Source organism: Siphonobacter sp. SORGH_AS_1065 (assembly GCF_030818595.1).
Classification (GTDB): domain Bacteria; phylum Bacteroidota; class Bacteroidia; order Cytophagales; family Spirosomataceae; genus Siphonobacter.
Genome location: NZ_JAUTAM010000004.1, coordinates 2,132,912 through 2,154,043 on the forward strand (window position 1 = coordinate 2,132,912; position 21,132 = coordinate 2,154,043).

31 protein-coding genes are annotated in these 21,132 nt (G+C 40.8%); 26 read left to right on the forward strand and 5 right to left on the reverse strand.

Annotation, left to right across the window (positions count from 1 at the left end):
• Positions 1-4: 4 nt before the first annotated feature.
• The 26 genes from rplB to rplQ all read left to right on the forward strand — a co-directional run bounded on the left by rplB (position 5) and on the right by rplQ (position 14,240).
• The gene (gene rplB / locus QE390_RS09545; protein ID WP_106636742.1) at positions 5-829 is read left to right on the forward strand and encodes a 50S ribosomal protein L2; all 825 of its coding nucleotides are present in this window, start codon (positions 5-7) and stop codon (positions 827-829) included.
• On the forward strand, positions 829-1,107 hold the full coding sequence (gene rpsS / locus QE390_RS09550) for a 30S ribosomal protein S19 (RefSeq protein WP_093200757.1): 279 nt from the start codon (positions 829-831) through the stop codon (positions 1,105-1,107). Before rplB ends, rpsS begins: the two co-directional genes overlap by 1 nt.
• An 86-nt stretch (positions 1,108-1,193) precedes the next feature.
• A complete protein-coding gene (rplV, locus tag QE390_RS09555; RefSeq protein ID WP_106636743.1) occupies positions 1,194-1,577 on the forward strand; it encodes a 50S ribosomal protein L22 in 384 nt (127 codons plus the stop codon).
• A 6-nt stretch (positions 1,578-1,583) separates the two neighbouring features.
• The gene (gene rpsC, locus QE390_RS09560) at positions 1,584-2,471 is read left to right on the forward strand and encodes a 30S ribosomal protein S3 (protein WP_106636744.1); all 888 of its coding nucleotides are present in this window, start codon (positions 1,584-1,586) and stop codon (positions 2,469-2,471) included.
• A 55-nt stretch (positions 2,472-2,526) separates the two neighbouring features.
• Complete coding sequence (gene rplP, locus QE390_RS09565; protein ID WP_106636745.1) at positions 2,527-2,955, forward strand: 50S ribosomal protein L16; 429 nt, start codon at positions 2,527-2,529, stop codon at positions 2,953-2,955.
• A gap of 73 nt (positions 2,956-3,028) precedes the next feature.
• Positions 3,029-3,211, forward strand: coding sequence for a 50S ribosomal protein L29 (gene rpmC / locus QE390_RS09570; protein ID WP_106636746.1), 183 nt, complete (start codon positions 3,029-3,031; stop codon positions 3,209-3,211).
• A 34-nt stretch (positions 3,212-3,245) separates the two neighbouring features.
• Entirely contained in the window at positions 3,246-3,506 is a 261-nt protein-coding gene (gene rpsQ, locus QE390_RS09575) for a 30S ribosomal protein S17 (RefSeq protein ID WP_106636747.1), read from the forward strand.
• An 83-nt stretch (positions 3,507-3,589) separates the two neighbouring features.
• Positions 3,590-3,958, forward strand: coding sequence for a 50S ribosomal protein L14 (gene rplN / locus QE390_RS09580; protein ID WP_094816351.1), 369 nt, complete (start codon positions 3,590-3,592; stop codon positions 3,956-3,958).
• A 30-nt stretch (positions 3,959-3,988) separates the two neighbouring features.
• On the forward strand, positions 3,989-4,321 hold the full coding sequence (gene rplX / locus QE390_RS09585) for a 50S ribosomal protein L24 (protein ID WP_106636748.1): 333 nt from the start codon (positions 3,989-3,991) through the stop codon (positions 4,319-4,321).
• 79 nt (positions 4,322-4,400) lie between these two features.
• On the forward strand, positions 4,401-4,955 hold the full coding sequence (gene rplE / locus QE390_RS09590) for a 50S ribosomal protein L5 (RefSeq protein ID WP_106636749.1): 555 nt from the start codon (positions 4,401-4,403) through the stop codon (positions 4,953-4,955).
• A gap of 60 nt (positions 4,956-5,015) precedes the next feature.
• Positions 5,016-5,285 (forward strand): 30S ribosomal protein S14, encoded by a 270-nt coding sequence (gene rpsN / locus QE390_RS09595; protein WP_093200782.1) that lies wholly within the window; start codon positions 5,016-5,018, stop codon positions 5,283-5,285.
• 75 nt (positions 5,286-5,360) lie between these two features.
• On the forward strand, positions 5,361-5,756 hold the full coding sequence (gene rpsH, locus QE390_RS09600; RefSeq protein WP_106636750.1) for a 30S ribosomal protein S8: 396 nt from the start codon (positions 5,361-5,363) through the stop codon (positions 5,754-5,756).
• A 73-nt stretch (positions 5,757-5,829) separates the two neighbouring features.
• Positions 5,830-6,384 carry a 50S ribosomal protein L6 gene (rplF, locus tag QE390_RS09605; protein ID WP_106636751.1) on the forward strand — a complete coding sequence of 185 codons (555 nt, stop codon included), beginning with the start codon at positions 5,830-5,832 and terminating at the stop codon, positions 6,382-6,384.
• Between the two features lie 95 nt (positions 6,385-6,479).
• Entirely contained in the window at positions 6,480-6,827 is a 348-nt protein-coding gene (rplR, locus tag QE390_RS09610) for a 50S ribosomal protein L18 (RefSeq protein ID WP_106636752.1), read from the forward strand.
• 12 nt (positions 6,828-6,839) lie between these two features.
• Positions 6,840-7,352 (forward strand): 30S ribosomal protein S5, encoded by a 513-nt coding sequence (gene rpsE, locus QE390_RS09615; RefSeq protein WP_106636753.1) that lies wholly within the window; start codon positions 6,840-6,842, stop codon positions 7,350-7,352.
• Positions 7,353-7,426: 74 nt separating this feature from the next.
• Positions 7,427-7,606 carry a 50S ribosomal protein L30 gene (gene rpmD / locus QE390_RS09620; RefSeq protein WP_094816367.1) on the forward strand — a complete coding sequence of 60 codons (180 nt, stop codon included), beginning with the start codon at positions 7,427-7,429 and terminating at the stop codon, positions 7,604-7,606.
• A gap of 46 nt (positions 7,607-7,652) precedes the next feature.
• Complete coding sequence (gene rplO / locus QE390_RS09625; RefSeq protein WP_106636754.1) at positions 7,653-8,099, forward strand: 50S ribosomal protein L15; 447 nt, start codon at positions 7,653-7,655, stop codon at positions 8,097-8,099.
• Positions 8,100-8,139: 40 nt separating this feature from the next.
• A complete protein-coding gene (gene secY, locus QE390_RS09630) occupies positions 8,140-9,462 on the forward strand; it encodes a preprotein translocase subunit SecY (RefSeq protein WP_106636755.1) in 1,323 nt (440 codons plus the stop codon).
• Positions 9,463-9,473: 11 nt separating this feature from the next.
• Positions 9,474-10,265 carry a type I methionyl aminopeptidase gene (gene map / locus QE390_RS09635; RefSeq protein WP_307141976.1) on the forward strand — a complete coding sequence of 264 codons (792 nt, stop codon included), beginning with the start codon at positions 9,474-9,476 and terminating at the stop codon, positions 10,263-10,265.
• A gap of 57 nt (positions 10,266-10,322) precedes the next feature.
• Entirely contained in the window at positions 10,323-10,541 is a 219-nt protein-coding gene (gene infA, locus QE390_RS09640; protein ID WP_093200805.1) for a translation initiation factor IF-1, read from the forward strand.
• Positions 10,542-10,603: 62 nt separating this feature from the next.
• Complete coding sequence (gene ykgO, locus QE390_RS09645) at positions 10,604-10,720, forward strand: type B 50S ribosomal protein L36 (protein WP_094816375.1); 117 nt, start codon at positions 10,604-10,606, stop codon at positions 10,718-10,720.
• Positions 10,721-10,760: 40 nt separating this feature from the next.
• Positions 10,761-11,138: a 30S ribosomal protein S13 gene (gene rpsM / locus QE390_RS09650; RefSeq protein WP_094816377.1), complete on the forward strand. Its 378-nt coding sequence runs from the start codon at positions 10,761-10,763 to the stop codon at positions 11,136-11,138.
• A gap of 65 nt (positions 11,139-11,203) precedes the next feature.
• Positions 11,204-11,599 carry a 30S ribosomal protein S11 gene (rpsK, locus tag QE390_RS09655; protein ID WP_094816379.1) on the forward strand — a complete coding sequence of 132 codons (396 nt, stop codon included), beginning with the start codon at positions 11,204-11,206 and terminating at the stop codon, positions 11,597-11,599.
• A 171-nt stretch (positions 11,600-11,770) separates the two neighbouring features.
• Positions 11,771-12,379, forward strand: coding sequence for a 30S ribosomal protein S4 (gene rpsD / locus QE390_RS09660; protein ID WP_106636757.1), 609 nt, complete (start codon positions 11,771-11,773; stop codon positions 12,377-12,379).
• 142 nt (positions 12,380-12,521) lie between these two features.
• A complete protein-coding gene (locus QE390_RS09665) occupies positions 12,522-13,511 on the forward strand; it encodes a DNA-directed RNA polymerase subunit alpha (protein ID WP_106636758.1) in 990 nt (329 codons plus the stop codon).
• 162 nt (positions 13,512-13,673) lie between these two features.
• Entirely contained in the window at positions 13,674-14,240 is a 567-nt protein-coding gene (rplQ, locus tag QE390_RS09670) for a 50S ribosomal protein L17 (RefSeq protein ID WP_307141977.1), read from the forward strand.
• A 66-nt stretch (positions 14,241-14,306) separates the two neighbouring features.
• Here rplQ and QE390_RS09675 read toward each other — a convergent pair whose 3' ends face one another.
• Genes QE390_RS09675 through QE390_RS24760 form a run of 5 tightly spaced genes read right to left on the reverse strand, consistent with a single transcriptional unit; the run spans position 14,307 to position 21,018 of the window.
• Positions 14,307-15,581: an HlyD family secretion protein gene (locus QE390_RS09675; RefSeq protein ID WP_307141978.1), complete on the reverse strand. Its 1,275-nt coding sequence runs from the start codon at positions 15,579-15,581 to the stop codon at positions 14,307-14,309.
• A complete protein-coding gene (locus tag QE390_RS09680) occupies positions 15,581-17,788 on the reverse strand; it encodes a peptidase domain-containing ABC transporter (RefSeq protein ID WP_307141979.1) in 2,208 nt (735 codons plus the stop codon). Before QE390_RS09680 ends, QE390_RS09675 begins: the two co-directional genes overlap by 1 nt.
• The gene (locus QE390_RS09685) at positions 17,785-19,281 is read right to left on the reverse strand and encodes an MBL fold metallo-hydrolase (RefSeq protein WP_307141980.1); all 1,497 of its coding nucleotides are present in this window, start codon (positions 19,279-19,281) and stop codon (positions 17,785-17,787) included. Before QE390_RS09685 ends, QE390_RS09680 begins: the two co-directional genes overlap by 4 nt.
• A complete protein-coding gene (locus QE390_RS09690; RefSeq protein ID WP_307141981.1) occupies positions 19,232-20,371 on the reverse strand; it encodes a hypothetical protein in 1,140 nt (379 codons plus the stop codon). The genes QE390_RS09685 and QE390_RS09690 overlap by 50 nt, the downstream gene beginning before the upstream one ends.
• Positions 20,368-21,018: a type II CAAX prenyl endopeptidase Rce1 family protein gene (locus tag QE390_RS24760; protein WP_373424540.1), complete on the reverse strand. Its 651-nt coding sequence runs from the start codon at positions 21,016-21,018 to the stop codon at positions 20,368-20,370. The genes QE390_RS09690 and QE390_RS24760 overlap by 4 nt, the downstream gene beginning before the upstream one ends.
• Positions 21,019-21,132: the final 114 nt, after the last annotated feature.

A 21,132-nucleotide genomic window follows, 5' to 3' on the forward strand; every position in this document is an offset into this window, starting at 1 on the left:
CCCAATGGCAATCAAGAAGTTGAAGCCTGTTACGCCGGGAACCCGTTTTCGTTCGGCCCCGACGTTCAATGAGATTACGGCTAGCAAACCTGAAAAGAGTCTCTTAGAGCCTCTGAAAAAATCAGGTGGTCGTAATGATCAGGGTCGCCGAGCCATGCGTTATATCGGTGGTGGCCACAAGCGTAAATACCGTATTATCGATTTCAAACGCGATAAACAAGGTGTAGCCGCAGAAGTAAAGACAATCGAGTATGATCCTAACCGTTCAGCTCGTATCGCTTTAGTTCAATATACCGACGGAGAAAAACGCTATATCATCGCTCCTCAAGGTTTGACCGTAGGTCAGACGATCTTGTCTGGCGAAGGTGTTGCTCCTGAAGTAGGAAATGCATCCGTACTTTCTGCATTACCAATCGGTACGATTGTTCACAATATTGAGTTAAAGCCTGGCAAAGGTGGCCAATTGGCTCGTAGTGCCGGAACATACGCTCAGATTGTAGGTCGTGATGGAAAATATGTAATTCTGCGATTGCCTTCAGGCGAGACTCGCATGGTGTTAGGCAATGGTGTTGCAACCGTAGGTTCAGTATCTAACGCCGATCACATGAACGAAAGCCTGGGTAAAGCCGGTCGTAAGCGTTGGTTAGGTCGTCGTCCTCGTGTACGTGGTGTAGCAATGAACCCAGTTGATCACCCCATGGGTGGTGGTGAAGGCCGGGCCTCAGGAGGTCACCCTCGTTCACGTACGGGTCTCTTAGCGAAAGGTAAGAAAACTCGCGACAAGAAGAAGGCATCCAACAAGTTAATCATTAGCAAGCGGAAGAAATAATGGCACGTTCACTTAAAAAAGGCCCCTATATTGATTTTCGCCTCTCCAACAAAGTGGAGGTAATGAATGAAGCAGGAAAGAAATCGGTTATCAAAACCTGGTCGCGTCGTTCGATGATTTCTCCTGACTTCGTGGGTCACACTTTCGCCGTGCATAACGGTAATAAGTTTATCCCTGTGTACGTGACGGAAAACATGGTGGGTCATAAACTGGGCGAATTCGCTCCGACTCGTAATTTCCGTGGCCACGTCGCTAAAAAGGACAAAGGAAAACGATAAACCAGTTTACAGTTGGCAGTCTTCAGTTGACGGATGCTTAATCACTGGTTACTGAAAACTAAGAACCAAAAACTGACAACTAAGTAATGGAAGCAATCGCAAAACTTAATAACGTCCCGACGTCGCCTCAGAAAATGCGTCTGGTTGCCGATTTAATTCGTGGCCAGAAAGTAAATAAAGCGTTGGCGATTTTAAAATATCAGCCTAAGTCGGGCTCTCCGCGTCTGGAAAAGTTGCTGCTGTCGGCAATTGCAAACTGGCAGGAGAAATTCGGCGAAGAAGTAAAGCTGGAAGATGCTGATCTCTACGTAAAAACTATTTTCGTAGATGGTGGAGCATTCCTGAAACGTCTTCGTCCGGCTCCACAAGGTCGTGCATATCGGGTACGTAAGCGTTCTAATCACGTAACGCTTGTAGTAGCTAGTAAAGCCAAGGCAGAAGAAACTAAAACCGAAAACACGGAAGCGTAACACACCATGGGACAAAAGGTAAACCCTGTAGGTCTTCGTCTAGGTATTGTACGTGGTTGGGAATCCAACTGGTACGGTGGAAAGAACTTCGCTGAAAAGCTGGTAGAAGACGAAACGATTCGTAAATACATTGCCGCTCGTATTCCAAAAGGTGCGATCTCGAAAGTAATCATCGAGCGTACGCTGAAGCGGGTAACTTTAACGATCAACACGGCTCGTCCAGGTGTTGTCATCGGTAAAGGTGGTAATGAAGTTGATAAAATTAAAGAAGAGCTCAAGAAATTGACTGGCAAAGATGTTCAGATCAATATCTTCGAGATCAAGCGTCCTGAAGTCGATGCGAAACTGGTAGGCGAAACGATCGCTCAACAGTTAGAAGCTCGTATCTCTTTCCGTCGTGCGATGAAGCAAGCAATCGCTTCAGCCATGCGTGTAGGAGCACAAGGTATCAAAGTTCGCTTGTCAGGCCGTTTAGGTGGAGCCGAAATGGCTCGTACGGAAGAGTACAAAGAAGGACGTGTCCCTCTGCATACTTTACGTGCTGACATCGACTACGCTATTTCAGAAGCTCAAACTGTATACGGAAAGATCGGTATCAAGATCTGGGTCTTCAAAGGAGAGGTATACGGCAAACGTGATCTTTCAGTAGTTAACGCTGGCTTAAACGCTGGTAACGCTGAAGCTCGTGGAGGTTCTGATCGTGGTGATCGTCGTGGCGGACGCGGTGGTGATGATCGTGATGGTGGAAATCGTCGCGGTCGTGGTGAAGGTGGTGGCGACCGTGGACGCGGTAACAACAACCGTGGCGGCAATAACAACAACCGTGGCGGTGGAAACAATCGCGGTGGCCAGGGTGGTGGAAACCGTGGCGGTGGCCAGGGAGGACGTCGCTAATTAGGTTGTAAGTCATAAGTTATTATGGCTTCAGACTCTAAAGAACTCAACGATCATGTTACAACCTAGAAGAACCAAATTCCGCAAACAGCAGAAAGGTCGGATCAAGGGTCTTGCAACGCGGGGCCACGAAATTTCCTTCGGCTCGTTTGCAATCAAATCGCTGGAGCCCGGCCGTATTACGGCTCGCCAGATTGAAGCGGCTCGTATCGCCGTTACCCGTGCGATGAAACGGGAAGGCCAAGTATGGATTCGTATTTTCCCTGATAAGCCTATCACTAAGAAACCAGCAGAGGTTCGGATGGGTAAAGGGAAAGGTGCTCCCGAGTATTGGGTAGCAAACGTAAAACCCGGAACTATTCTTTTTGAATCAACGGGTGTTCCCTTAGAATTGGCTCAGGAAGCTCTCCGGTTAGCCGCTCAAAAATTACCTCTTCGTACGAAATTCGTAGTACGTCGGGATTATCAGGAAGCAGCTAACTAGTGATTCGTTAACTGTTATCCGACATATGGAAAACAGCCCAGTAGATAACTGATAACGTAATTACATTAAGACAATGAAAATTCAAGACATTCGGGCGTTAAGCACGGAGGATCTCCGTCAACAAATTGCCCAGGAAAAAGAAGCACTGAGCCGCTTACAATTTGCTCATGCTATTTCTCCAATCGAAAACCCGATGCGTATTCGGACTTCCCGTAAGCTTATCGCCCGGATGACGACCGAACTAAACGCTCGCTAGAACTGCCTTCAATAGGCATAAAGCAAATTCCACAATGGAAGTAGAACGTAAGCTCAGAAAAGTCAGATTTGGTCGGGTGGTATCCAGCAGCATGGATAAGTCGGTGGTAATTACCGTCGAGCGGAAAGTGAAGCACCCAATCTACGGTAAATTCCAAAAGAAAACGACCAAATTGATGGTACACGACGAAAACAATGATTGTGGCGTCGGCGATACTATCAAAGTGATGGAAACCCGTCCCTTGTCTAAAAACAAACGGTGGCGTTTGGTTGAAATCATCGAAAAAGCCAAGTAATCAGGCAGTTTTTCAGTTTGCAGGATAGGGCATACTTCTAGTAGCCAAACTGGAAACTGAAAAACTGAAATCTCAGCAAAGACATGCTTCAGCAAGAATCTAGATGTAGCGTAGCGGACAATAGTGGTGCCAAAGAGGTACTGGTAATCCGTGTGTTGGGCGGTACGGGCAAGCGTTATGCATCCATCGGCGATAAAGTCGTGGTAACCGTAAAGCAGGCCCTCTCTTCTTCAAACATGAAAAAGGGAACGGTGTCTAAAGCCGTTGTGGTTCGTACGAAAAAAGAAATACGCCGGAAAGATGGATCTTATATCCGTTTCGAAGATAACGCCGTTGTACTTCTTAATAACCAGGACGAACCTCGGGGTACCCGGATCTTCGGACCGGTTGCTCGCGAATTGCGTGAAAAGCAATTCATGAAAATTGTTTCGCTGGCTCCTGAAGTGCTCTAATCACTCAGGATAATCGTACGAAATCAAACAATGGAAAAGCAAAAGCAAGTGAAGCTTCACGTCCGCAGTGGTGATACGGTTCTAGTAATCGCCGGTGATGCCAAAGGAAAACAAGGCGTTATCAAATCTGTAGACCGCGAAAAGCAACGGGCTATCATTGAAGGTGTTAACTTGGTTAAGAAACACGTGAAACCTTCAGCGACTAACCCTCAGGGAGAAATCAAGGAAATCGAAAGTCCTATCCACATCAGTAACCTGAAAGTGGTAGACCCGAAGACTGGAGAAGCTTCCCGCACGGGCCGCAAGCTGAACGAAAAGGGTAAAACCCAACGTTACAGCAAGAAAAGCGGTAACCTTATTTAATTAGCTAAGAATCGGATTCAACCGGTTTTTAGTTTCCATTTCAAATCGTGGGTCGGAAATCCACAAACCATTCGCATCAATGGCAACTCCCAGATTAAAAGAAAAGTACTTTGACGAAGTAGTTCCTGCGTTGAAGGAGAAATTCCAGTACCAATCGGTGATGCAAGTACCGAAACTGGAAAAAATTGTGATCAATAAAGGTATCGGTGCTGCTGTAGCTGACAAGAAACTGGTAGACGTAGGTGTAGAAGAGCTTACGATTATCTCAGGTCAGAAAGCCGTAGCAACGATCTCTAAGAAAGCAATTTCGAACTTCAAACTTCGCGAGAACATGCCTATCGGAGCAAAAGTTACGCTTCGTGGCGAAAAAATGTACGAATTCCTGGATCGTCTGACCGCAATCGCTCTGCCCCGCGTTCGTGACTTCAAAGGAATTAGCGACAAAGGTTTTGATGGTCGTGGTAACTACACTTTAGGTGTAAAAGAACAAATCATCTTCCCTGAAATCTCAATCGATAAGGTTCAGAAAATCTCAGGTATGGATATCACGTTCGTTACTACAGCTAACTCTGATGCTGAAAGCTTAGAACTGCTGAAGGCTTTAGGAATGCCCTTTGCTGGACAAAAAAAGTAATTATTGATCCCCCGTTACTTCAATTCTGAAAAGGACGGGGACCAATTATAAGCAAACAAAATGGCAAAAGAATCAGTCAAAGCAAGAGAGCGGAAACGCGAGCGTCTGGTAGCTAAGTATGCAGCGAAACGCAAAGCTCTTAAGGAGGCCGGCGATTACGAAGGTCTCGATAAACTTCCCCGTAACGCTTCCCCCGTACGTTTGCACAATCGTTGCAAACTGACCGGTCGTCCAAGAGGTTACATGCGGAAGTTTGGTATCAGCCGTGTTACGTTCCGTCAAATGGCTTCTGATGGAAAAATTCCGGGCGTAACAAAATCCAGCTGGTAATTTTTTGGTGTATCCATTTTGATTCTCTAATTTTGCGAGCCGTTTGAGCGGCCCGTAGCAAAATCATATTCTTTCATGGATCCGATTGCAGATTACTTGACCCGTCTGAGGAATGCCATCAAGGCTCGCCACAGAATCGTCGAGATCCCGGCTTCCAATCTCAAGAAAGAGATTACAAAAGTTCTTTTTGAGAAAGGCTATATTCAAAGTTACAAATTCGACGATGAGGCTTCCGTGCAAGGAACCATCAAAGTTGCCTTAAAATACAATCCCCTGACGAAACAGTCGGCCATTGTGAAGTTAACCCGGATCAGTAAGCCAGGTCTTCGCAAGTACTCTGGTTCGAAAGAGCTTCCTCGGGTGTTGAATGGTTTAGGCATCGCTATTCTTTCAACGTCGAAAGGTGTTATGACGGACAAAGAAGCTCGTACCCTGAATGTGGGTGGCGAAGTACTTTGCTACGTTTATTAATTAACATTTGAATTAGCGGAGGGTAATCTTACCACTGAAAACCTCCGCTAATTCATTTTAAAAGAAAGATACCATGTCACGCATTGGTAAAAAAATCATTACTCTGCCCGCTGGCGTAACGGTAAATGTTGACAAAAGCCTGGTTACGGTTAAAGGACCTAAAGGTGAACTGTCACAAGCTATCGACCCAGACATCACGGTAGAAATCGAAGGAAGCGAGTTACAAGTGGTTCGCCCTACCGAGCAAAAACGCCACAAGGCACTTCACGGTCTGTACCGTGCCCTGATCAACAATATGGTAATCGGTGTGAGCACTGGCTACCGTACGGAAATGGAAATCGTTGGGGTAGGTTATAAGGCTTCTAACCAAGGTAACATCCTTGAATTAGCTTTAGGTTACTCACACAGCATTTTCGTTGCTATTCCTTCTGAATTGAAGGTTTCTACAGCAATGGAAAAAGGTCAAAACCCTAAAGTGGTTTTGGAAGGTATTGATAAGCAACTAATCGGCCAGGTCGCTGCCAAAATTAAGTCTCTGCGTAAAGTTGAGCCTTACAAAGGCAAAGGTATTCGCTTCACTGGTGAATTCGTGCGTCGTAAAGCTGGTAAAGCGGCTGGTAAGAAATAAATTATTAATAAAAAGCTTTAAACGCTTCATAGAAGTTTTTAAAGCTTTTTATTTCAACGTAAGTGGGTCGGTAATCCACAAAATCATAGTAAACAATGGCAACTACAAAAGACTCTCGGCGGTTACGCATCAAGCGTAGCATCCGTAGTAAAATAGCCGGTACACCTGAGCGTCCACGTTTAACGGTATTTCGTTCTAACAAAGGTGTTTATGCTCAAATCATTGACGATGAAGCTGGTAAAACCATTGCCGCTTTCTCTTCTTTTGAATTAGGTGTAGCTGGAAATAATGTTGAAGCGGCTAAGCAAGTAGGCGTGAAAGTAGCTGAAAAAGCAAAAGCTGCAGGTATTGAAGCTGTAATCTTTGACCGGAACGGTTACCTGTATCACGGAAAAGTTAAAGCAGTAGCTGATGGAGCCCGTGAAGGAGGACTTCAATTCTAATTTCAAAGAATCATGCAAACGAACAGACCTACTAAGTATAACGAGTCAGATTTGAAGGAACGCGTTGTTGCTATCAACCGTGTAGCCAAAGTAGTAAAAGGCGGTCGTCGCTTTAGCTTCTCTGCTATCGTAGTGGTTGGTGATGGCAAAGGCGTTGTGGGTTACGGTTTAGGTAAAGCTAATGAAGTAACAGACGCAATTGCAAAAGGAATCGAAGATGCTAAGAAAAACATCGTTCAGGTTCCTCTGCTGAAGCATACGGTACCTCATGACATGGAAGGTAAGTTTTCAGGTGGATTCGTTCTTCTGAAGCCTGCTGCTCCTGGTACGGGTGTTATCGCTGGTGGTGCCATGCGTGCCGTACTGGAAAGTGCTGGTGTCCGCGACGTATTAGCGAAATCTAAGGGATCTTCAAATCCTCACAACGTAGTTAAAGCTACGGTAGATGCTTTACTTAAGATGCGTGCTCCTCATGAGGTAGCTCGTCAGCGTGGAGTGAAGCTCGCAACAGTATTCAATGGATAAGTCATAGAGTTCCTTAATTCTTTATTCCTGAAACTTTTAGGAATAAAGAATTAAAGACAGAGAACTTTAAAGAAATGGCAAAGGTTAAACTTACTCAGGTTCGCAGCACGATTGAACGTCCTGAAAACCAAAAGCGTACTATCAAAGCCCTGGGTTTGGGCAAAATCAATCGGAGTGTGGAAGTAGAGCTGAATGATGCCATTGCTGGTATGATTCGTAAAGTGAACCACCTCATTCAAGTAGAAGAAATCTAAGAACTCAGTGGGTAAACTTCGTTTTACTCTTTGAATCAATACTAAAATGAATCTTAGCAATTTGAAACCAGCCCCCGGCTCTACGAAAGTAGGTAAGCGTGTGGGTCGTGGACAAGGCTCTGGTAAAGGAGCTACTGCTGCTCGCGGTCACAAAGGAGCTCAGTCTCGTTCTGGCTATAGCCGTAAAAGAGGTTTCGAAGGTGGTCAAATGCCTTTACAACGTCGCGTACCTAAGTTTGGTTTTAACAACCTGAATCGTGTTGAATACAAAGGTATCAACCTTGATGCTATTCAATCGCTGGTTGAAAAAACAAACGCTACCGTTGTTGACATCGAACTGCTCTACAATAACGGTCTGGTTGGTAAAAACGACCTCGTTAAAGTTTTGAGCCGTGGAGAAGTGAAATCAGCTTTAGAAATTAAAGCTCACGCTTTTTCAAAAACTGCTGCTGAAGCTATCGAAAAAGTTGGTGGTAAAGCAGTTACGGTTTAATATCCGGTTGAACGACAGGTGAATTTGAATCCTCGCGGGAATGAACAAGTTTATAACTACACTCAAGAACATTTGGTCCATTGAGGAGCTCCGTACTCGGATCCTCAACACTCTGTTGTTCATTACTGTTTATCGTATAGGGTCATACATTGTCCTGCCTGGTATCGATCCAGCTCGACTTCCCAAAGGCCAGGGAAATGGATTGCTTGATTTGATTAATACCTTCTCAGGGGGTGCTTTTCAAAATGCATCAATTTTCGCCCTTGGGATTATGCCTTATATCTCGGCGTCTATTGCAATTCAGCTGTTGACCATTGCATTACCCTATTTCCAGAAAATGCAGAAAGACGGAGAATCAGGACGGCGTAAGCTTAACCAGATTACTCGGGTTTTAACCATTTTCGTGACGACAGCCCAGGCTATTGCTTATACCCAGTCACAAATTCCAGCTGAAGCTCTGATGATCGAGCGTAGTTGGTTTACTATTTACTCTACTATTATCCTGATTTCTGGTACTATCTTCTGTATGTGGATGGGCGAGCGTATCACTGATAAAGGTATTGGAAATGGTATCTCTCTGTTGATTATGATTGGTATTGTAGCTCGTTTCCCTGTAGCCTTATTACAGGAAGCTGGCTCAAGAGGAACCGGTGGTGCTTTGATTTTCGTTGTTGAACTTGTGGCTCTTTACTTTGTAGTAATGGGTGCAGTTTTAATCACGCAGGCTACCCGTCGAATTCCAGTTCAATATGCGAAGCAGGTTGTTGGAAATAAAGTAGTAGGTGGACAGCGTCAATACATTCCATTAAAGCTGAATGCAGCAGGTGTAATGCCTATCATTTTCGCACAGGCTTTGATGTTCGTTCCCGGTTTAGTAGCAGGATATTTTGCTGAAAAAAGTGACACCGCTCAGTCGATTGCTCAGGCATTCAACAGCTATGATCACTGGCAGTATAACGTTCTATTCGGTTTCCTGATCATTATTTTCACGTATTTCTATACGGCGATCTCAGTCAATCCTCAACAAATTGCTGATGATATGAAGAGAAGTGGTGGCTTCATTCCTGGTGTAAAACCTGGTTTCGAAACATCAGAATACATTGGTCAGATTCTGGATCGTATTACTCTTCCAGGAGCTATCATGCTAGCTTTAGTAGCCGTAATGCCTTCTATTGCTCGCTTGTTTGGTATCTCTCAAGGTTTTGCTCAATTCTTTGGTGGTACTTCTCTGCTGATTCTGGTAGGGGTAGTATTAGATACCTTACAACAAATTGAAAGTTATCTGCTCATGCGTCGCTATGAGGGATTAATGAAATCAGGTCGCGTTCAAGGTAGAACTACCGAAAGCGTATCGACTATTTAATTCTTTAGAAGATGATTTATCTCAAAACTGACGAGGAGATTGAATTAATCAAAATCAGTGCTCAGGTTTTGGGTAAGGCTCACGCGGAAGTAGCTAAACTGATTAATCCAGGAGTTACCACAAAAGAACTCGATAAAGTAGCGGAGGAATTTATTCGCGACCATAAGGGTTCTCCTTCTTTCAAAGGATATAACGGCTTTCCTGCAGCACTTTGCATTTCAGTAAATGAAGTAGTCGTGCACGGTTTCCCCAGCGGATACCGATTAAAGGAAGGCGATATCATCTCAGTTGATTGTGGTGTCTTTTTGAATGATTACCATTCGGACAGTGCTTTTACCTATCCCGTAGGAGAAGTAAAACCTGAAGTCAAGGCCCTCTTGAAAAGAACGTATGAGTCTCTTTTTCAGGGAATAGACAAAGCCGTTGCTGGCAACCGGATTGGTGATATTGGTTTTGCAGTACAAAGTTATGTGGAGCAGTTTGGTTACGGAGTGGTCCGGGAGTTAGTCGGACATGGTGTAGGCAAATTTCTTCATGAAGGCCCGGAAGTCCCCAATTATGGAAGACGTGGTCAGGGACCTCAATTGAAAGAAGGTATGACCTTAGCAATTGAGCCTATGATTACCCTGGGTAAACGTAGTGTAGTACAAGAAAAAGATGGATGGACTATCCGCACAAGTGATCGCCTGCCCGCAGTTCATTTTGAGCATACGGTAGCGGTTCGTAAAGGAAAAGCTGAGATCTTAACTACCTTCGAATACATTGAGCAAGTCCTGGCTGAAAGAAGTATGGCCATCGCATAAACATTAGGATAGGGCGAGTACTTCTTAACATTATTATCCCTATCCTAAGCCAAAAACATGGCAAAGCAAAGCTCTATAACTACTGACGGAATCATTTTAGAAGCATTATCCAATGCAATGTTTCGGGTTCAGCTCGAAAACAAGCACGAAGTAATCGCTCACATTTCTGGAAAGATGCGGATGCACTACATCAAAATCCTTCCCGGAGATAAGGTGAGATTGGAAATGTCTCCTTATGATTTGTCCAAGGCTCGTATTACCTACCGTTACAAGTAATCAAATTGGTTTCCATTTTTCAGGAGTTAACTGAAATCTGAAGACTGAAAAACTTGAATAAAATGAAAGTTAAAGCTTCGATCAAAAAGCGTAGTGCTGATTGCAAAGTAATTCGTCGCAAAGGAAAGCTCTTCGTGATCAACAAGAAAAACCCTAAGTTCAAACAACGTCAAGGTTAATTCCGCTCGATTTTGAGCGTACAAACTTATCCGACCAAATATGGCTCGTATTGCAGGGGTAGACATTCCCGACAAAAAGCGAGGAGAAATCGCTCTCACGTACATCTTCGGCATCGGCCGTAGCTTGTCTCGCACTATTTTAGCTAAAGCTGGCGTTAGCGTTGATAAAAAAGCTGGCGAATGGAATGATGAAGAATCAACCGCGATTCGTAACGTCATTAGTTCTGAATACAAGACGGAAGGTCCTTTGCGTTCAGAAATCCAATTAAACATCAAACGTTTGATGGATATCGGATGTTACCGTGGTCTTCGTCACCGTAAAGGATTACCACTCCGTGGTCAGAAAACGAAGAACAACTCTCGTACTCGGAAAGGTAAGCGTAAGACGGTTGCTAACAAGAAGAAAGCAACGAAATAATTAGTTTAAGTTTAAAGTTTGAGTAATCAGGCTTTAAACTTAAAACTCAAACAACACCATCAGAAATGGCTCAGGCAAAACGGAAAGACAAAGCCAAAAAGCGGGTCGTAGTGGTAGAACCTGTTGGACAGGTTCACATCAGAGCTACGTTTAACAACATTATCATTTCAATTACCAACAACCAAGGTCAGGTAATTTCATGGGCTTCGGCTGGTAAAATGGGCTTCAAGGGTTCTAAAAAGAACACTCCTTATGCGGCTCAAGTTGCTGCTGCCAACTGTGCTCAGGTTGCTCATGAAGCTGGTATGCGTAAAGCTGAGGTTTTCGTAAAAGGACCCGGTTCAGGACGTGAATCAGCAATCCGTACGATCCAAGGTTCAGGTATTGAGGTAACGTTGATTAAAGACATTACTCCCCTGCCACACAACGGCTGTCGTCCTCCTAAGCGTCGTCGCGTTTAGTTAACGACGAGTACGCTTACTCTATTTAGGTTCCACTGGTTGGTGATTATCAGTATCGGGCCGAACAATTAATCAAACAATCACCTTGTCTTTTTGACAACTCAAAAGATACAGGAAACAGGATAGATTCCAGGAGTATAACTTCAGAAGTATCCGATCCAACACATTTTCATGGCACGTTACACAGGTCCCAAGGCAAAAATCTCTCGTCGTTTCGGCGATGCAGCCGTTCTCGGTGGAGGTAAAGCTGTTTCTCGCAAGAACTATGGTCCCGGCCAACATGGCAAGGGCAAGCGGGGTAAAAAGTCCGAATACTCTCTCCAATTGCAAGAAAAGCAAAAGGTGAAATATACTTACGGTATCTTGGAAAGACAATTCGAAAATCTTTTCCATAAAGCAGCCGTACGTGAAGGTATCACAGGTGAAAACCTGCTGAAATTATGCGAAGCTCGTCTGGATAACACGGTTTACCGTTTAGGTATTGCTCCTACGCGTCGTGCGGCCCGTCAGTTAGTAGTTCACAAACACATCGTTGTTGACGGTGAAATTGTAAACGTACCTTCTTATTCTCTGCGTCCTGGTCAATTGATCTCAGTACGTGAGAAATCAAAATCTCTTGAAGCAGTTCAGAATAGCTTAGCCGGCCGTAACACAAAACGTTACAACTGGTTAGAGTGGGAAAATTCTGAATTACAAGGTAAGTTTGTAACTTACCCAGAACGCGACCAGATTCCTGAGAGCTTCAACGAGCAGGCAATCGTCGAATTGTACTCGAAGTAATTAGGGTCGAATATATTTCCTCTGGAGTTCTCCAGAGCCTTGTTATCGACCATGGAGGATTGGAAGATGGATTGGTCCATCTTTCAATCCTTTGCGTCGTCAAGGTTAACCATCCAAGTATTACGCTAAAAACCCAATCCGTATGTCAATACTCGCGTTCCAAATGCCCGACAAAGTCGTAATGGAAAAAGCCAACGACTTTCACGGTGTATTTGAGTTTAAGCCTTTGGAAAAGGGCTACGGTGTCACGATTGGCAATGCCCTCCGTCGGATCCTGCTCTCCTCTCTGGAAGGTTACGCCATCACAAGCGTAAAGTTCTCAGGGGTGCTGCATGAGTTCTCTTCCATTGAAGGTGTAATGGAAGATGTAACTGATATTATTCTGAATCTGAAGCAGGTTCGTTTCAAAGCGGCCTCTGAAGTATTGGATAATAAGATTAACGTGAAGGTGAAAAACCAAAAGGTTCTGACTGCCGGAGACATCCAGAAGTTCACTCCTTACTTCACCATTCTTAATCCCGAATTAGAACTTCTCCATATCGACGAGTCTAAGGAATTAGACATTGAATTGATCCTGGAAAAAGGTCGTGGATACGTTCCTGCGGACGAGCCTCGTACAACGGAATTATCTTTCGGTCATATTGCTATTGATGCTATTTATACGCCCATTAAAAACGTAAAATATAGCATCGAAAACTTCCGCGTTGAACAACGGACGGATTACGAGAAACTGATCATTGAAGTAATGACTGATGGCTCGATCCACCCCGAAGACGCATTGAAAGGTGCCGCTTACATCCTGATCCAACACTTCATGTTGTTCAGTGATCAAACGATGACTTTCGAAACGGTTAAACCAGAAGAAGAAAATGTAGTGGATGAGGAATTCCTGCACATGCGGAAATTACTCAAAACTCCTCTGCAAGATCTGGATCTTTCGGTTCGTGCGTACAACTGTTTAAAATCAGCTGACGTTCGTTCCTTAGGTGATCTGGTGAAACTGGAAATCTCTGATATGATGAAGTTCCGCAACTTCGGTAAGAAATCTCTTACGGAGTTGGAGCAACTAGTAGCAGATAAAAATCTTCACTTCGGAATGGACGTGGCTAAGTACCGTCTGGAAGAAGAATAGTAGATTTGCAATTGGTTAGGGATGTTAGCGTTGGCTAACCATTTCTAACCAATTTTTATAAACATCGAACGGGCAGCACTCGATAGTTTTTTCAATCAATTCGTAATAGGTGGGGCAGTAGATCGCTGCAAACTGGTGTCCTGACCGCAACTTACGACTCCCATGAGACACGGGAAAAAATTTAACCACTTAGGCCGTCAGGCTTCACATCGTAGCTCTTTATTAGCTAACCTGACTATTTCTTTAATTCTTCACAAACGTATCGAGACTACTTTAGCTAAAGCGAAAGAACTTCGTAAATATGCTGAGCCTCTGATCAACCGTGCTAAAGAAGATACTACACACAACCGTCGTACGGTATTTAGCTATCTTCAAAGCAAAGAAGCCGTTAAAGAATTGTTCAGTGCCGTAGCTGAGAAAGTAGCGGATCGTCCTGGTGGATACACGCGTATCATCAAGTTGGGTAACCGTTTAGGTGATAACGCTGAAGTAGCTTTGATTGAGCTGGTTGATTTCAACGAAATCTACAGTGCGAAAGAAGTGGAAGAAAAGAAAACGACTCGTCGTAGCCGTCGTGGTACAGGTGCTAAAAAAACAACTGAAGATACGCCTTCTGCTGAAGTAGTAGAAACAATCCCAGTTGCAGCAGCTGCTGAAGAAGCTCCTGCTACGGAAGAGCAAGCTCCTGAAGCTCCTGCTTCAGAAGAAGAAAAGAAAAACGAAGAGTAATCTTTTGGAGTTCAAATGAAACAAGAGAGCTGGCTGGTTAGTCAGCTCTCTTGTTTTAGCAAGATGCTAATGTGTTATTCTTCTGAATTGATAGAACAGACGTTCAAGTAGCCGTAAATCCTCAGTAATGATTTCTGCCGAAGCTTTCATCCCAATTTTGTAGGAAAGATTTTTTTGTTGATCGGTTCGTAGTCCTTGAGGTAATGTAACTACTGCGATAAAATACTGATTGTCAGAAGAGGGGAGATTTGCAATAGTAGAAACTACACCAGGGACAGAACCGAATTCTTCGAATGGATAGCCTTGAAATTTAATCAATACTTTTTGCCTAACCTGCACCTTGCCAAAGTTATCCTGAGGAATCCTTACTTCACCCATAAACGAGTAGTTATCTTTTCCAATATACATCAATTCTACGCTAGCTTTAATAACTTGTTTCTCTTGCAGGATAGCAGGAAAATAAACGTAGCCGCTTGTAGGGGCAACTAATAAATATCTATTTTTCCATGTTTCAATATTGCTTTGTAAACTGAGTAAAGCTTGTTTAAAATTTTCTTTTTGTTCAATAACTGTTTGTTCCCACTCTAATAGTTCTCTTTGGCTACTATTAATTTGCAATGCATTATTTACCATAGAAGACTCTATGTTTTTTAACGGTATTTTTTTTGATAATGCTTTACTTTCTTCGTGGTTTAGGTCTAAAGGGGCAATAACTTGGTCAGAAAAGAGCTTTTCATTAATCTGGAATTCTTTTTCTGCTAATTCTGCATCACGTGCATAAATTTTGTATTGATCCTGGAGGTGTTGATTTAGGTGTTGAGACCCCTGTATATTCTTTAAAATGTTATTTTTCCGATTTAAGTAGTAGCCATTCGAAAATAAAGCTACTATATGAACATAGCTTTGCTGGAAAGTTTGATATAAATTTTGAACTTCTCCAAGATGTTCGAAATTAGAAACTGGGAAGAGATTTATTCGTACATAATCATTTTGCTCAACGAGTTTTTGAAGTTGGTTTAGTTGTCTCTCTAATCTTAATACTTCAGCGTGTTTTGCGGTACTTTCTAAATACGCAAGTACTTGATCTGCCTTTACAAATTGATTTTCCTTCACAAAAAGCTTTTCGAGACGACCTTCTATTTTAGGGATAATGGCTTTAGGAGAATTTGTTGATGTAAGAGTAAAGTCGGCTCTTACAATGCTAGGATAATGAATGAACCAGCCTAACCAGCCTACGGCTAGTAGTATAACGGCCAGCATAGCAATACCCCAACGAAGAGTCCAGTGTGGGATTTCCTCCAGATAATCCCGGATCATTTCACTTTGTATTTCCTCTTCCATCAGACGCCAAGCTCTAGTTGGTTTTTAACTAACGAGAAATAATATCCTTGCCTCTCTACTAAATCATTATGAGTACCTATTTCCACAATTTCTCCATTATTTAATACAACAATTTGGTGAGCATTTTTTACGGTACTTAGGCGGTGAGCTACAACAACTACTGTTCTGTTTTTAAAGAAATTCTCTAGGTTATTTATAATTACGGCTTCATTGTTGGCATCAAGAGCACTGGTGGCTTCATCGAAAAAAATAAACTCTGGTTTTTTATAAACAGCTCGAGCAATTAGGATACGCTGTTTTTGTCCACCACTAATGCCTATTCCACTTGACCCAATTCTAGTATTATAACCATTAGGTAATTCTTCTATGAAGGAGCTGATATTGGCTATTCGAACCGATTCTTGTAGCGTAATCCGATCAATGGAACCATTACTATCCGATTCGCTAATGTTACGAGCAATGGAATCAGCAAAAATGTATCCTTCTTGCATAACAACCCCGCATTGGCTCCGCCAAAAGGAATAGCTCAAGTTTTTCAGATCAGTATTACCTATCTGAATTTGGCCTGACGTTGGTTCATGAAATTTTAAAAGCAACTTTAATAAGGTTGTTTTTCCACTTCCACTAGCTCCTACTATCGCTGTTGTTTTACCTTCTGGAATGTGAAGACTAATATTTTTAAGAATCCATTCAGAGCTGCTACTACCATAGCGAAAACTTACGTTCTCAAGATGAATAGATTTTTGTTTAGGTAAATCAGAAATTGAAAGAAGCTCTTTACCTTCCTCATCGGGTTTGTTATGGATTTCGGACAAGCGTGCAATGCTTAGTTGGGCATCCTGATACGTACGGATAAAGGTTAGAAAATTAGCTATAGGGACATTCATCTGACCAATGATGTATTGAATTGATAACATTGATCCCAGCGTCATATCACCATTAATAACTGCTCGGGCAGCAAAAAAGCTGATGAAAATATTTTTGATCTGGTTAAGAAAATTTCCTCCTTCGTTTTGAGCCTGTGAAATGGATAAGCTACGAATGTTAAGTTTAAATAAGCGAGCTTGAATAGCTTCCCATTCCCAGCGACGACGTTTTTCGGAACCATTGATTTTAATTTCCTGCATTCCATTAATGAGCTGAATAGTACTGCTCTGATTGCCAGAGGCCTGATCAAAGTATTTGTAATCTATTTCAGCTCTTTTTCTCATGAAAATTAAAATCCATAGAATATATAAGGAAGACCCGGCGAAAAAAAGGATGAATATCGGAATGCTGAAATACAAGAGAATAGAGCCGAATAAAGTTAGGGTAACAAAGGAAAATAGGGCATCTAGAGTGGTAGCAGAAAGAAAGGTTTGGACGCGATTATGATCCTGAATACGTTGCAGAATATCACCCGAAGTTTTTGAATCAAAAAAAGCGATGGGTAAGTTCATGAGTTTAATCAAAAAATCTGAAAGCATTCTCAGATTCATTCGGCTGGTGATGTGTAATAGAATCCAGCTCCGTATAATGGAAATACCGCTTTGTGAGAGAAAAAGAACTAATTGGGCAATCAGAATCAAAGAAATGAAATTCAGATTGCGTGTATTAATGCCAGTGTCTACAATTTGTTGAGTCAAAAAAGGGAATGCCAATTGTAATAAACTGGCTATAAATAAACCTAAGATTAATTGAAACAGATAGCTCTGATAAGGACGGAAGTAACGCTTAAGAAAAGAAGTTAATGAGGACTTTTGGGGATTAGCAGAAGGCTCTGATTCATAGAAAAGAGGAGTTGTTTCAAATAGCAAAACGATTCCTTCGGCCTCTTCCTGTAGGGCTTTATTAGGAATCCAGCCTTTCAGAAAATCTTGTTTACTATAGGTAATCAGTCCGTACCCAGGATCTCCAACAATTACTTTACTGGCAGTAGCCTGATAGACTACTACATAATGTCGTTGCCTCCAATGAGCAATACAGGGAAGAGGAAAGCTTTCAGAAATATCCTGGTATTTAACGCTTAATGCGAGCGTGCTGAATCCAATTTTTTCAGCGGCATCAGCCAGACCTCCCAGAGTAGTACCACTACTAGCTAAATGGGAAATTTCTCTTAGATAGGTAATATCGTAAGACTTCCCGTAATACTTGCTAATCATCCGAAGACAGGTCGGGCCACAATCCTTCTGATCATATTGACGATAAAATGGAAACTTCCGGCTCATTTTACTTCTACAGATTTTTTCAGATCTTCTAGAGTTCCAAATAATTTCTGATTATAGAGTGGCCAGGCCGTGAAGATTTTTTCAACGATTAAGTTATGTTTCGTAATCAAATCATAAATGGCTTTGCCTCGGCTACCTGCTGAATAAATTCGTCCATCGGTTCGGAAAAACAGTAAGTCTCCAGTCCAGAGCAGTTTTTCCTTTGGAAAGTAGTACACCAAATGCTCGTCAGTGTGCCCGTTTTCTTTTCCAATTTCATAAGCCGTTACACCAAATGTTTCGAATGTCTTTGCTCCATTAAGCGGAACGAATTCCATCTTCAGGGAAGGCTTTATCTTTGCTGAATCAGTAGACCAGGAATGATTGGTATGGAGTAATTTAGTAAAATAGAGCTGGTTACCCTGCGTAGTAACCAAGGTAACCGGAAGGGAACCATAAACATAAATACCACCAGCATGATCAGGATGATGATGCGTGACAAAGAGATGACTAAGGTTTTGGTACGGATAATGCTGCCGAATTTCTTTTAAAATCTGTTGATTTAAAGGAATACCCGCGGGAGTTTCAAACAGAGCTAACCGGCCTTCTGAATGTGCTATTAATACCTTATTATTCTGTGATTCAATCTTTACCAGATCCAGGTTGGGGGTAAGTGATTCCCAGGTTATTTTTTCGTGGGGAGTAACTGGTTCGGGTAAAGTAGAGGTAAAACTTTCGGGTAATTTTTTTAGAGCTATTACATCTGTTTTTACACTATACTGTACAGATTCGTAGGTTAGTTCCCGTTCTTTTATTCCATATTCCCAATCAATTCTCTGTTTAGGGTAACCTTCTTTCGTATAGTTATTATATTCTGTAATCCGATAGGTATTACCATAAATACGGTCATAGAAAGGCTGAGATACTTTTACTACTTGGTGACTAATAGAATTAATGTAAAGTGTAACGACATCATCCCCTTTATAACTGAAAGAAATTACGTCATTCTTTCCTTCTTTGCAGATCCATTGCAATGATTTTTTATTTTTCCACGCAAAAGCCAGTAATTGATCTGGCCAGGCTTTAGCTAATTGAAAAGTAAACTCTTCGGTTTCCGACTTCCCTGATAATTTATATTTATTTTCATAATACCCTTTTTCACACAAGCTGTCCTGTTTAGTTACTGCTCCGTGTGTAAAAGTAGTTCCATTTAATTGAATTGTACTGTTTAAATAATTCACCTGTTCTTTTGGAAAATACCCATAGGTATCTTCAATAGGGATTTCTATTGTTTTTTCAGGAATATTATAGTGTCCTAAATTAAATATAGTTCCTTTCGCTTTAACCAAACATGAAACAGAAAATGTGTGCGGTAAATTATTTAATACTCGGATTGCTTTCTCATTAGAATTCTGAGCTGTACTAATAAATGAATGAACCAACAACAGAAATATACTTGCACGCTTAATAGAGGGAAGTATGTATTTTAGAATTTGCCAGAATAAATAAATCATGTTGATATGTATAAGGTTGATTGGAATAGTTTAAGCCTGCTATTTGGTTAGCATATTTATTGACTATGTATGTATAGCCTAACTGAAACTGATGATGATAATCCATTCCCTGTTCGGTTAGTATAGCCGGATTATTTAGGTTGATGAGATCAAGCTGAAATTTGCTTAAATAAAAGCCTAAACGGCCTAAGGCTTCTATTTTATCCAGCTCATGGTTATCTGTACTTAACACCGTATCTAGCGAATATAAAATGGTGGTATACGTAAATAAGCCATGAAAGGCTCCATACACATTTCGCCTATCATAGCTATTACCCGTAAATTTATTTAATGGATAATCTTTTGGAACTTTTAAAAAATCATTACTTTTCAAAGTAAGAACATTGAAGATGATATGCCCACATTGGTGAGAAATATCGTCAATAAAAAAAATTGGAGTTTGTAGTTTACCTTCTGTGTTAAAATAAGCAGTTCCGTGATGTATTATACTCGCGAATGAATTTTTATTAGTGCTATTAAAGACTACAAATTCATTGGTTACCAGTTCAATTAAATGCCAAAAAATGGGCAAATATTCTTGCAGAAATATAACGGATTTATTTAATACATTTATGTTTTTATTAATCGTTAATTCAGGAGATTCACTTAGGTTTATTTTGTTTCCGATAGATAATTGATTTGAACAGTCTAAACAAATACGTATTTTACTATTAAAAATGAATTGATTTGGGATAAGTGAGGAAGAGACATCTAGATGGCTATATAATGAATTATTCTTTTGATTGTATCTTATATAGCCTAAGTTAGGTATATTAATTAATCCATATCTGTCAGATGTAAGCTGAATAGGAAAAGTAAATTTATTTGGAAAAATATAACCTATTAATGACTGGAATATGGATATCTTATCCTCAGTATTAGACATGAAATAATAGAAAATAGAAGGCTCTAAAAAGATAGACCTGTTATTGTAATCTAAATTAGATATCTTAGGATATTGTTCATATATATTGTTTCTGATTATATCAGAAAGTATAATATTATTATTAATAATATTGTCTGTTTTGATTATAAATTGTATTAAATTCATGTTAAAATAAATGTTAATAGGTTATAAGTACTGTGAATAAATATTGAAAAATAAACCCCATATTTGATTCTTATATAACTAAGGATAATTCCATTTAATGTCTGAGGTAAAGTAATGATCGGTATTATGTAAATATTTTCAAAAGATATTTTATAATTATTTATATGAAAAATGCCGAATAGAATAGAATATAGTACAGTTGTTATTTTTCTGTATTTTTTGAAAAATGAATATATTTTATTGTTTGAAATTTTATTGTTTGAAATTTTATTGTTTGAAATTTTATTGTTTGAATAATATACGCAGAGTGAAATTATGAAAATATAATAAAAAAAATCACTGTAAGTGTTTGATTTTAATAATTTTGATATCACATAGTATGTGATGAATATAGTAGATAATAAAAATTTTTCAATAGTAAAGATAAGGGGAAGTCTAAATGCAATTTCTTCCCAGATAGGACCTAAAATAACTACTATTAAAAAAAAAGTTATTTTATTGTCTTGGTATTTTATAGGTATACTATATTCCAATGAACTATTTATACCTATTATTGATAATATATTTGATATTAAAATACTACTAATAATACCAGTAATGAGTATTAGACAAATTAACTTGATAATTAAAAATAAATAATTGAGCATCTATTTATATTATTAATTTAGTGATATTTTGTATTTGGAAATGATATATGTTGAAAGTCATTGTTGTTATCGTAATAAACGGGTAGAATGCCGGATTCTTACATGATTTTGTAT

What these genes read in the sequence shown, in the direction of transcription:
- rplB (WP_106636742.1), top strand. Translation starts at nt 5, where the DNA reads ATGGCAATCAAGAAGTTGAAGCCTGTTACGCCGGGAACCCGTTTTCGT.
- rpsS (WP_093200757.1), top strand. Translation starts at nt 829, where the DNA reads ATGGCACGTTCACTTAAAAAAGGCCCCTATATTGATTTTCGCCTCTCC.
- rplV (WP_106636743.1), top strand. Translation starts at nt 1,194, where the DNA reads ATGGAAGCAATCGCAAAACTTAATAACGTCCCGACGTCGCCTCAGAAA.
- rpsC (WP_106636744.1), top strand. Translation starts at nt 1,584, where the DNA reads ATGGGACAAAAGGTAAACCCTGTAGGTCTTCGTCTAGGTATTGTACGT.
- rplP (WP_106636745.1), top strand. Translation starts at nt 2,527, where the DNA reads ATGTTACAACCTAGAAGAACCAAATTCCGCAAACAGCAGAAAGGTCGG.
- rpmC (WP_106636746.1), top strand. Translation starts at nt 3,029, where the DNA reads ATGAAAATTCAAGACATTCGGGCGTTAAGCACGGAGGATCTCCGTCAA.
- rpsQ (WP_106636747.1), top strand. Translation starts at nt 3,246, where the DNA reads ATGGAAGTAGAACGTAAGCTCAGAAAAGTCAGATTTGGTCGGGTGGTA.
- rplN (WP_094816351.1), top strand. Translation starts at nt 3,590, where the DNA reads ATGCTTCAGCAAGAATCTAGATGTAGCGTAGCGGACAATAGTGGTGCC.
- rplX (WP_106636748.1), top strand. Translation starts at nt 3,989, where the DNA reads ATGGAAAAGCAAAAGCAAGTGAAGCTTCACGTCCGCAGTGGTGATACG.
- rplE (WP_106636749.1), top strand. Translation starts at nt 4,401, where the DNA reads ATGGCAACTCCCAGATTAAAAGAAAAGTACTTTGACGAAGTAGTTCCT.
- rpsN (WP_093200782.1), top strand. Translation starts at nt 5,016, where the DNA reads ATGGCAAAAGAATCAGTCAAAGCAAGAGAGCGGAAACGCGAGCGTCTG.
- rpsH (WP_106636750.1), top strand. Translation starts at nt 5,361, where the DNA reads ATGGATCCGATTGCAGATTACTTGACCCGTCTGAGGAATGCCATCAAG.
- rplF (WP_106636751.1), top strand. Translation starts at nt 5,830, where the DNA reads ATGTCACGCATTGGTAAAAAAATCATTACTCTGCCCGCTGGCGTAACG.
- rplR (WP_106636752.1), top strand. Translation starts at nt 6,480, where the DNA reads ATGGCAACTACAAAAGACTCTCGGCGGTTACGCATCAAGCGTAGCATC.
- rpsE (WP_106636753.1), top strand. Translation starts at nt 6,840, where the DNA reads ATGCAAACGAACAGACCTACTAAGTATAACGAGTCAGATTTGAAGGAA.
- rpmD (WP_094816367.1), top strand. Translation starts at nt 7,427, where the DNA reads ATGGCAAAGGTTAAACTTACTCAGGTTCGCAGCACGATTGAACGTCCT.
- rplO (WP_106636754.1), top strand. Translation starts at nt 7,653, where the DNA reads ATGAATCTTAGCAATTTGAAACCAGCCCCCGGCTCTACGAAAGTAGGT.
- secY (WP_106636755.1), top strand. Translation starts at nt 8,140, where the DNA reads ATGAACAAGTTTATAACTACACTCAAGAACATTTGGTCCATTGAGGAG.
- map (WP_307141976.1), top strand. Translation starts at nt 9,474, where the DNA reads ATGATTTATCTCAAAACTGACGAGGAGATTGAATTAATCAAAATCAGT.
- infA (WP_093200805.1), top strand. Translation starts at nt 10,323, where the DNA reads ATGGCAAAGCAAAGCTCTATAACTACTGACGGAATCATTTTAGAAGCA.
- ykgO (WP_094816375.1), top strand. Translation starts at nt 10,604, where the DNA reads ATGAAAGTTAAAGCTTCGATCAAAAAGCGTAGTGCTGATTGCAAAGTA.
- rpsM (WP_094816377.1), top strand. Translation starts at nt 10,761, where the DNA reads ATGGCTCGTATTGCAGGGGTAGACATTCCCGACAAAAAGCGAGGAGAA.
- rpsK (WP_094816379.1), top strand. Translation starts at nt 11,204, where the DNA reads ATGGCTCAGGCAAAACGGAAAGACAAAGCCAAAAAGCGGGTCGTAGTG.
- rpsD (WP_106636757.1), top strand. Translation starts at nt 11,771, where the DNA reads ATGGCACGTTACACAGGTCCCAAGGCAAAAATCTCTCGTCGTTTCGGC.
- QE390_RS09665 (WP_106636758.1), top strand. Translation starts at nt 12,522, where the DNA reads ATGTCAATACTCGCGTTCCAAATGCCCGACAAAGTCGTAATGGAAAAA.
- rplQ (WP_307141977.1), top strand. Translation starts at nt 13,674, where the DNA reads ATGAGACACGGGAAAAAATTTAACCACTTAGGCCGTCAGGCTTCACAT.
- QE390_RS09675 (WP_307141978.1), bottom strand. Translation starts at nt 15,581, where the DNA reads ATGGAAGAGGAAATACAAAGTGAAATGATCCGGGATTATCTGGAGGAA.
- QE390_RS09680 (WP_307141979.1), bottom strand. Translation starts at nt 17,788, where the DNA reads ATGAGCCGGAAGTTTCCATTTTATCGTCAATATGATCAGAAGGATTGT.
- QE390_RS09685 (WP_307141980.1), bottom strand. Translation starts at nt 19,281, where the DNA reads ATGATTTATTTATTCTGGCAAATTCTAAAATACATACTTCCCTCTATT.
- QE390_RS09690 (WP_307141981.1), bottom strand. Translation starts at nt 20,371, where the DNA reads ATGAATTTAATACAATTTATAATCAAAACAGACAATATTATTAATAAT.
- QE390_RS24760 (WP_373424540.1), bottom strand. Translation starts at nt 21,018, where the DNA reads ATGCTCAATTATTTATTTTTAATTATCAAGTTAATTTGTCTAATACTC.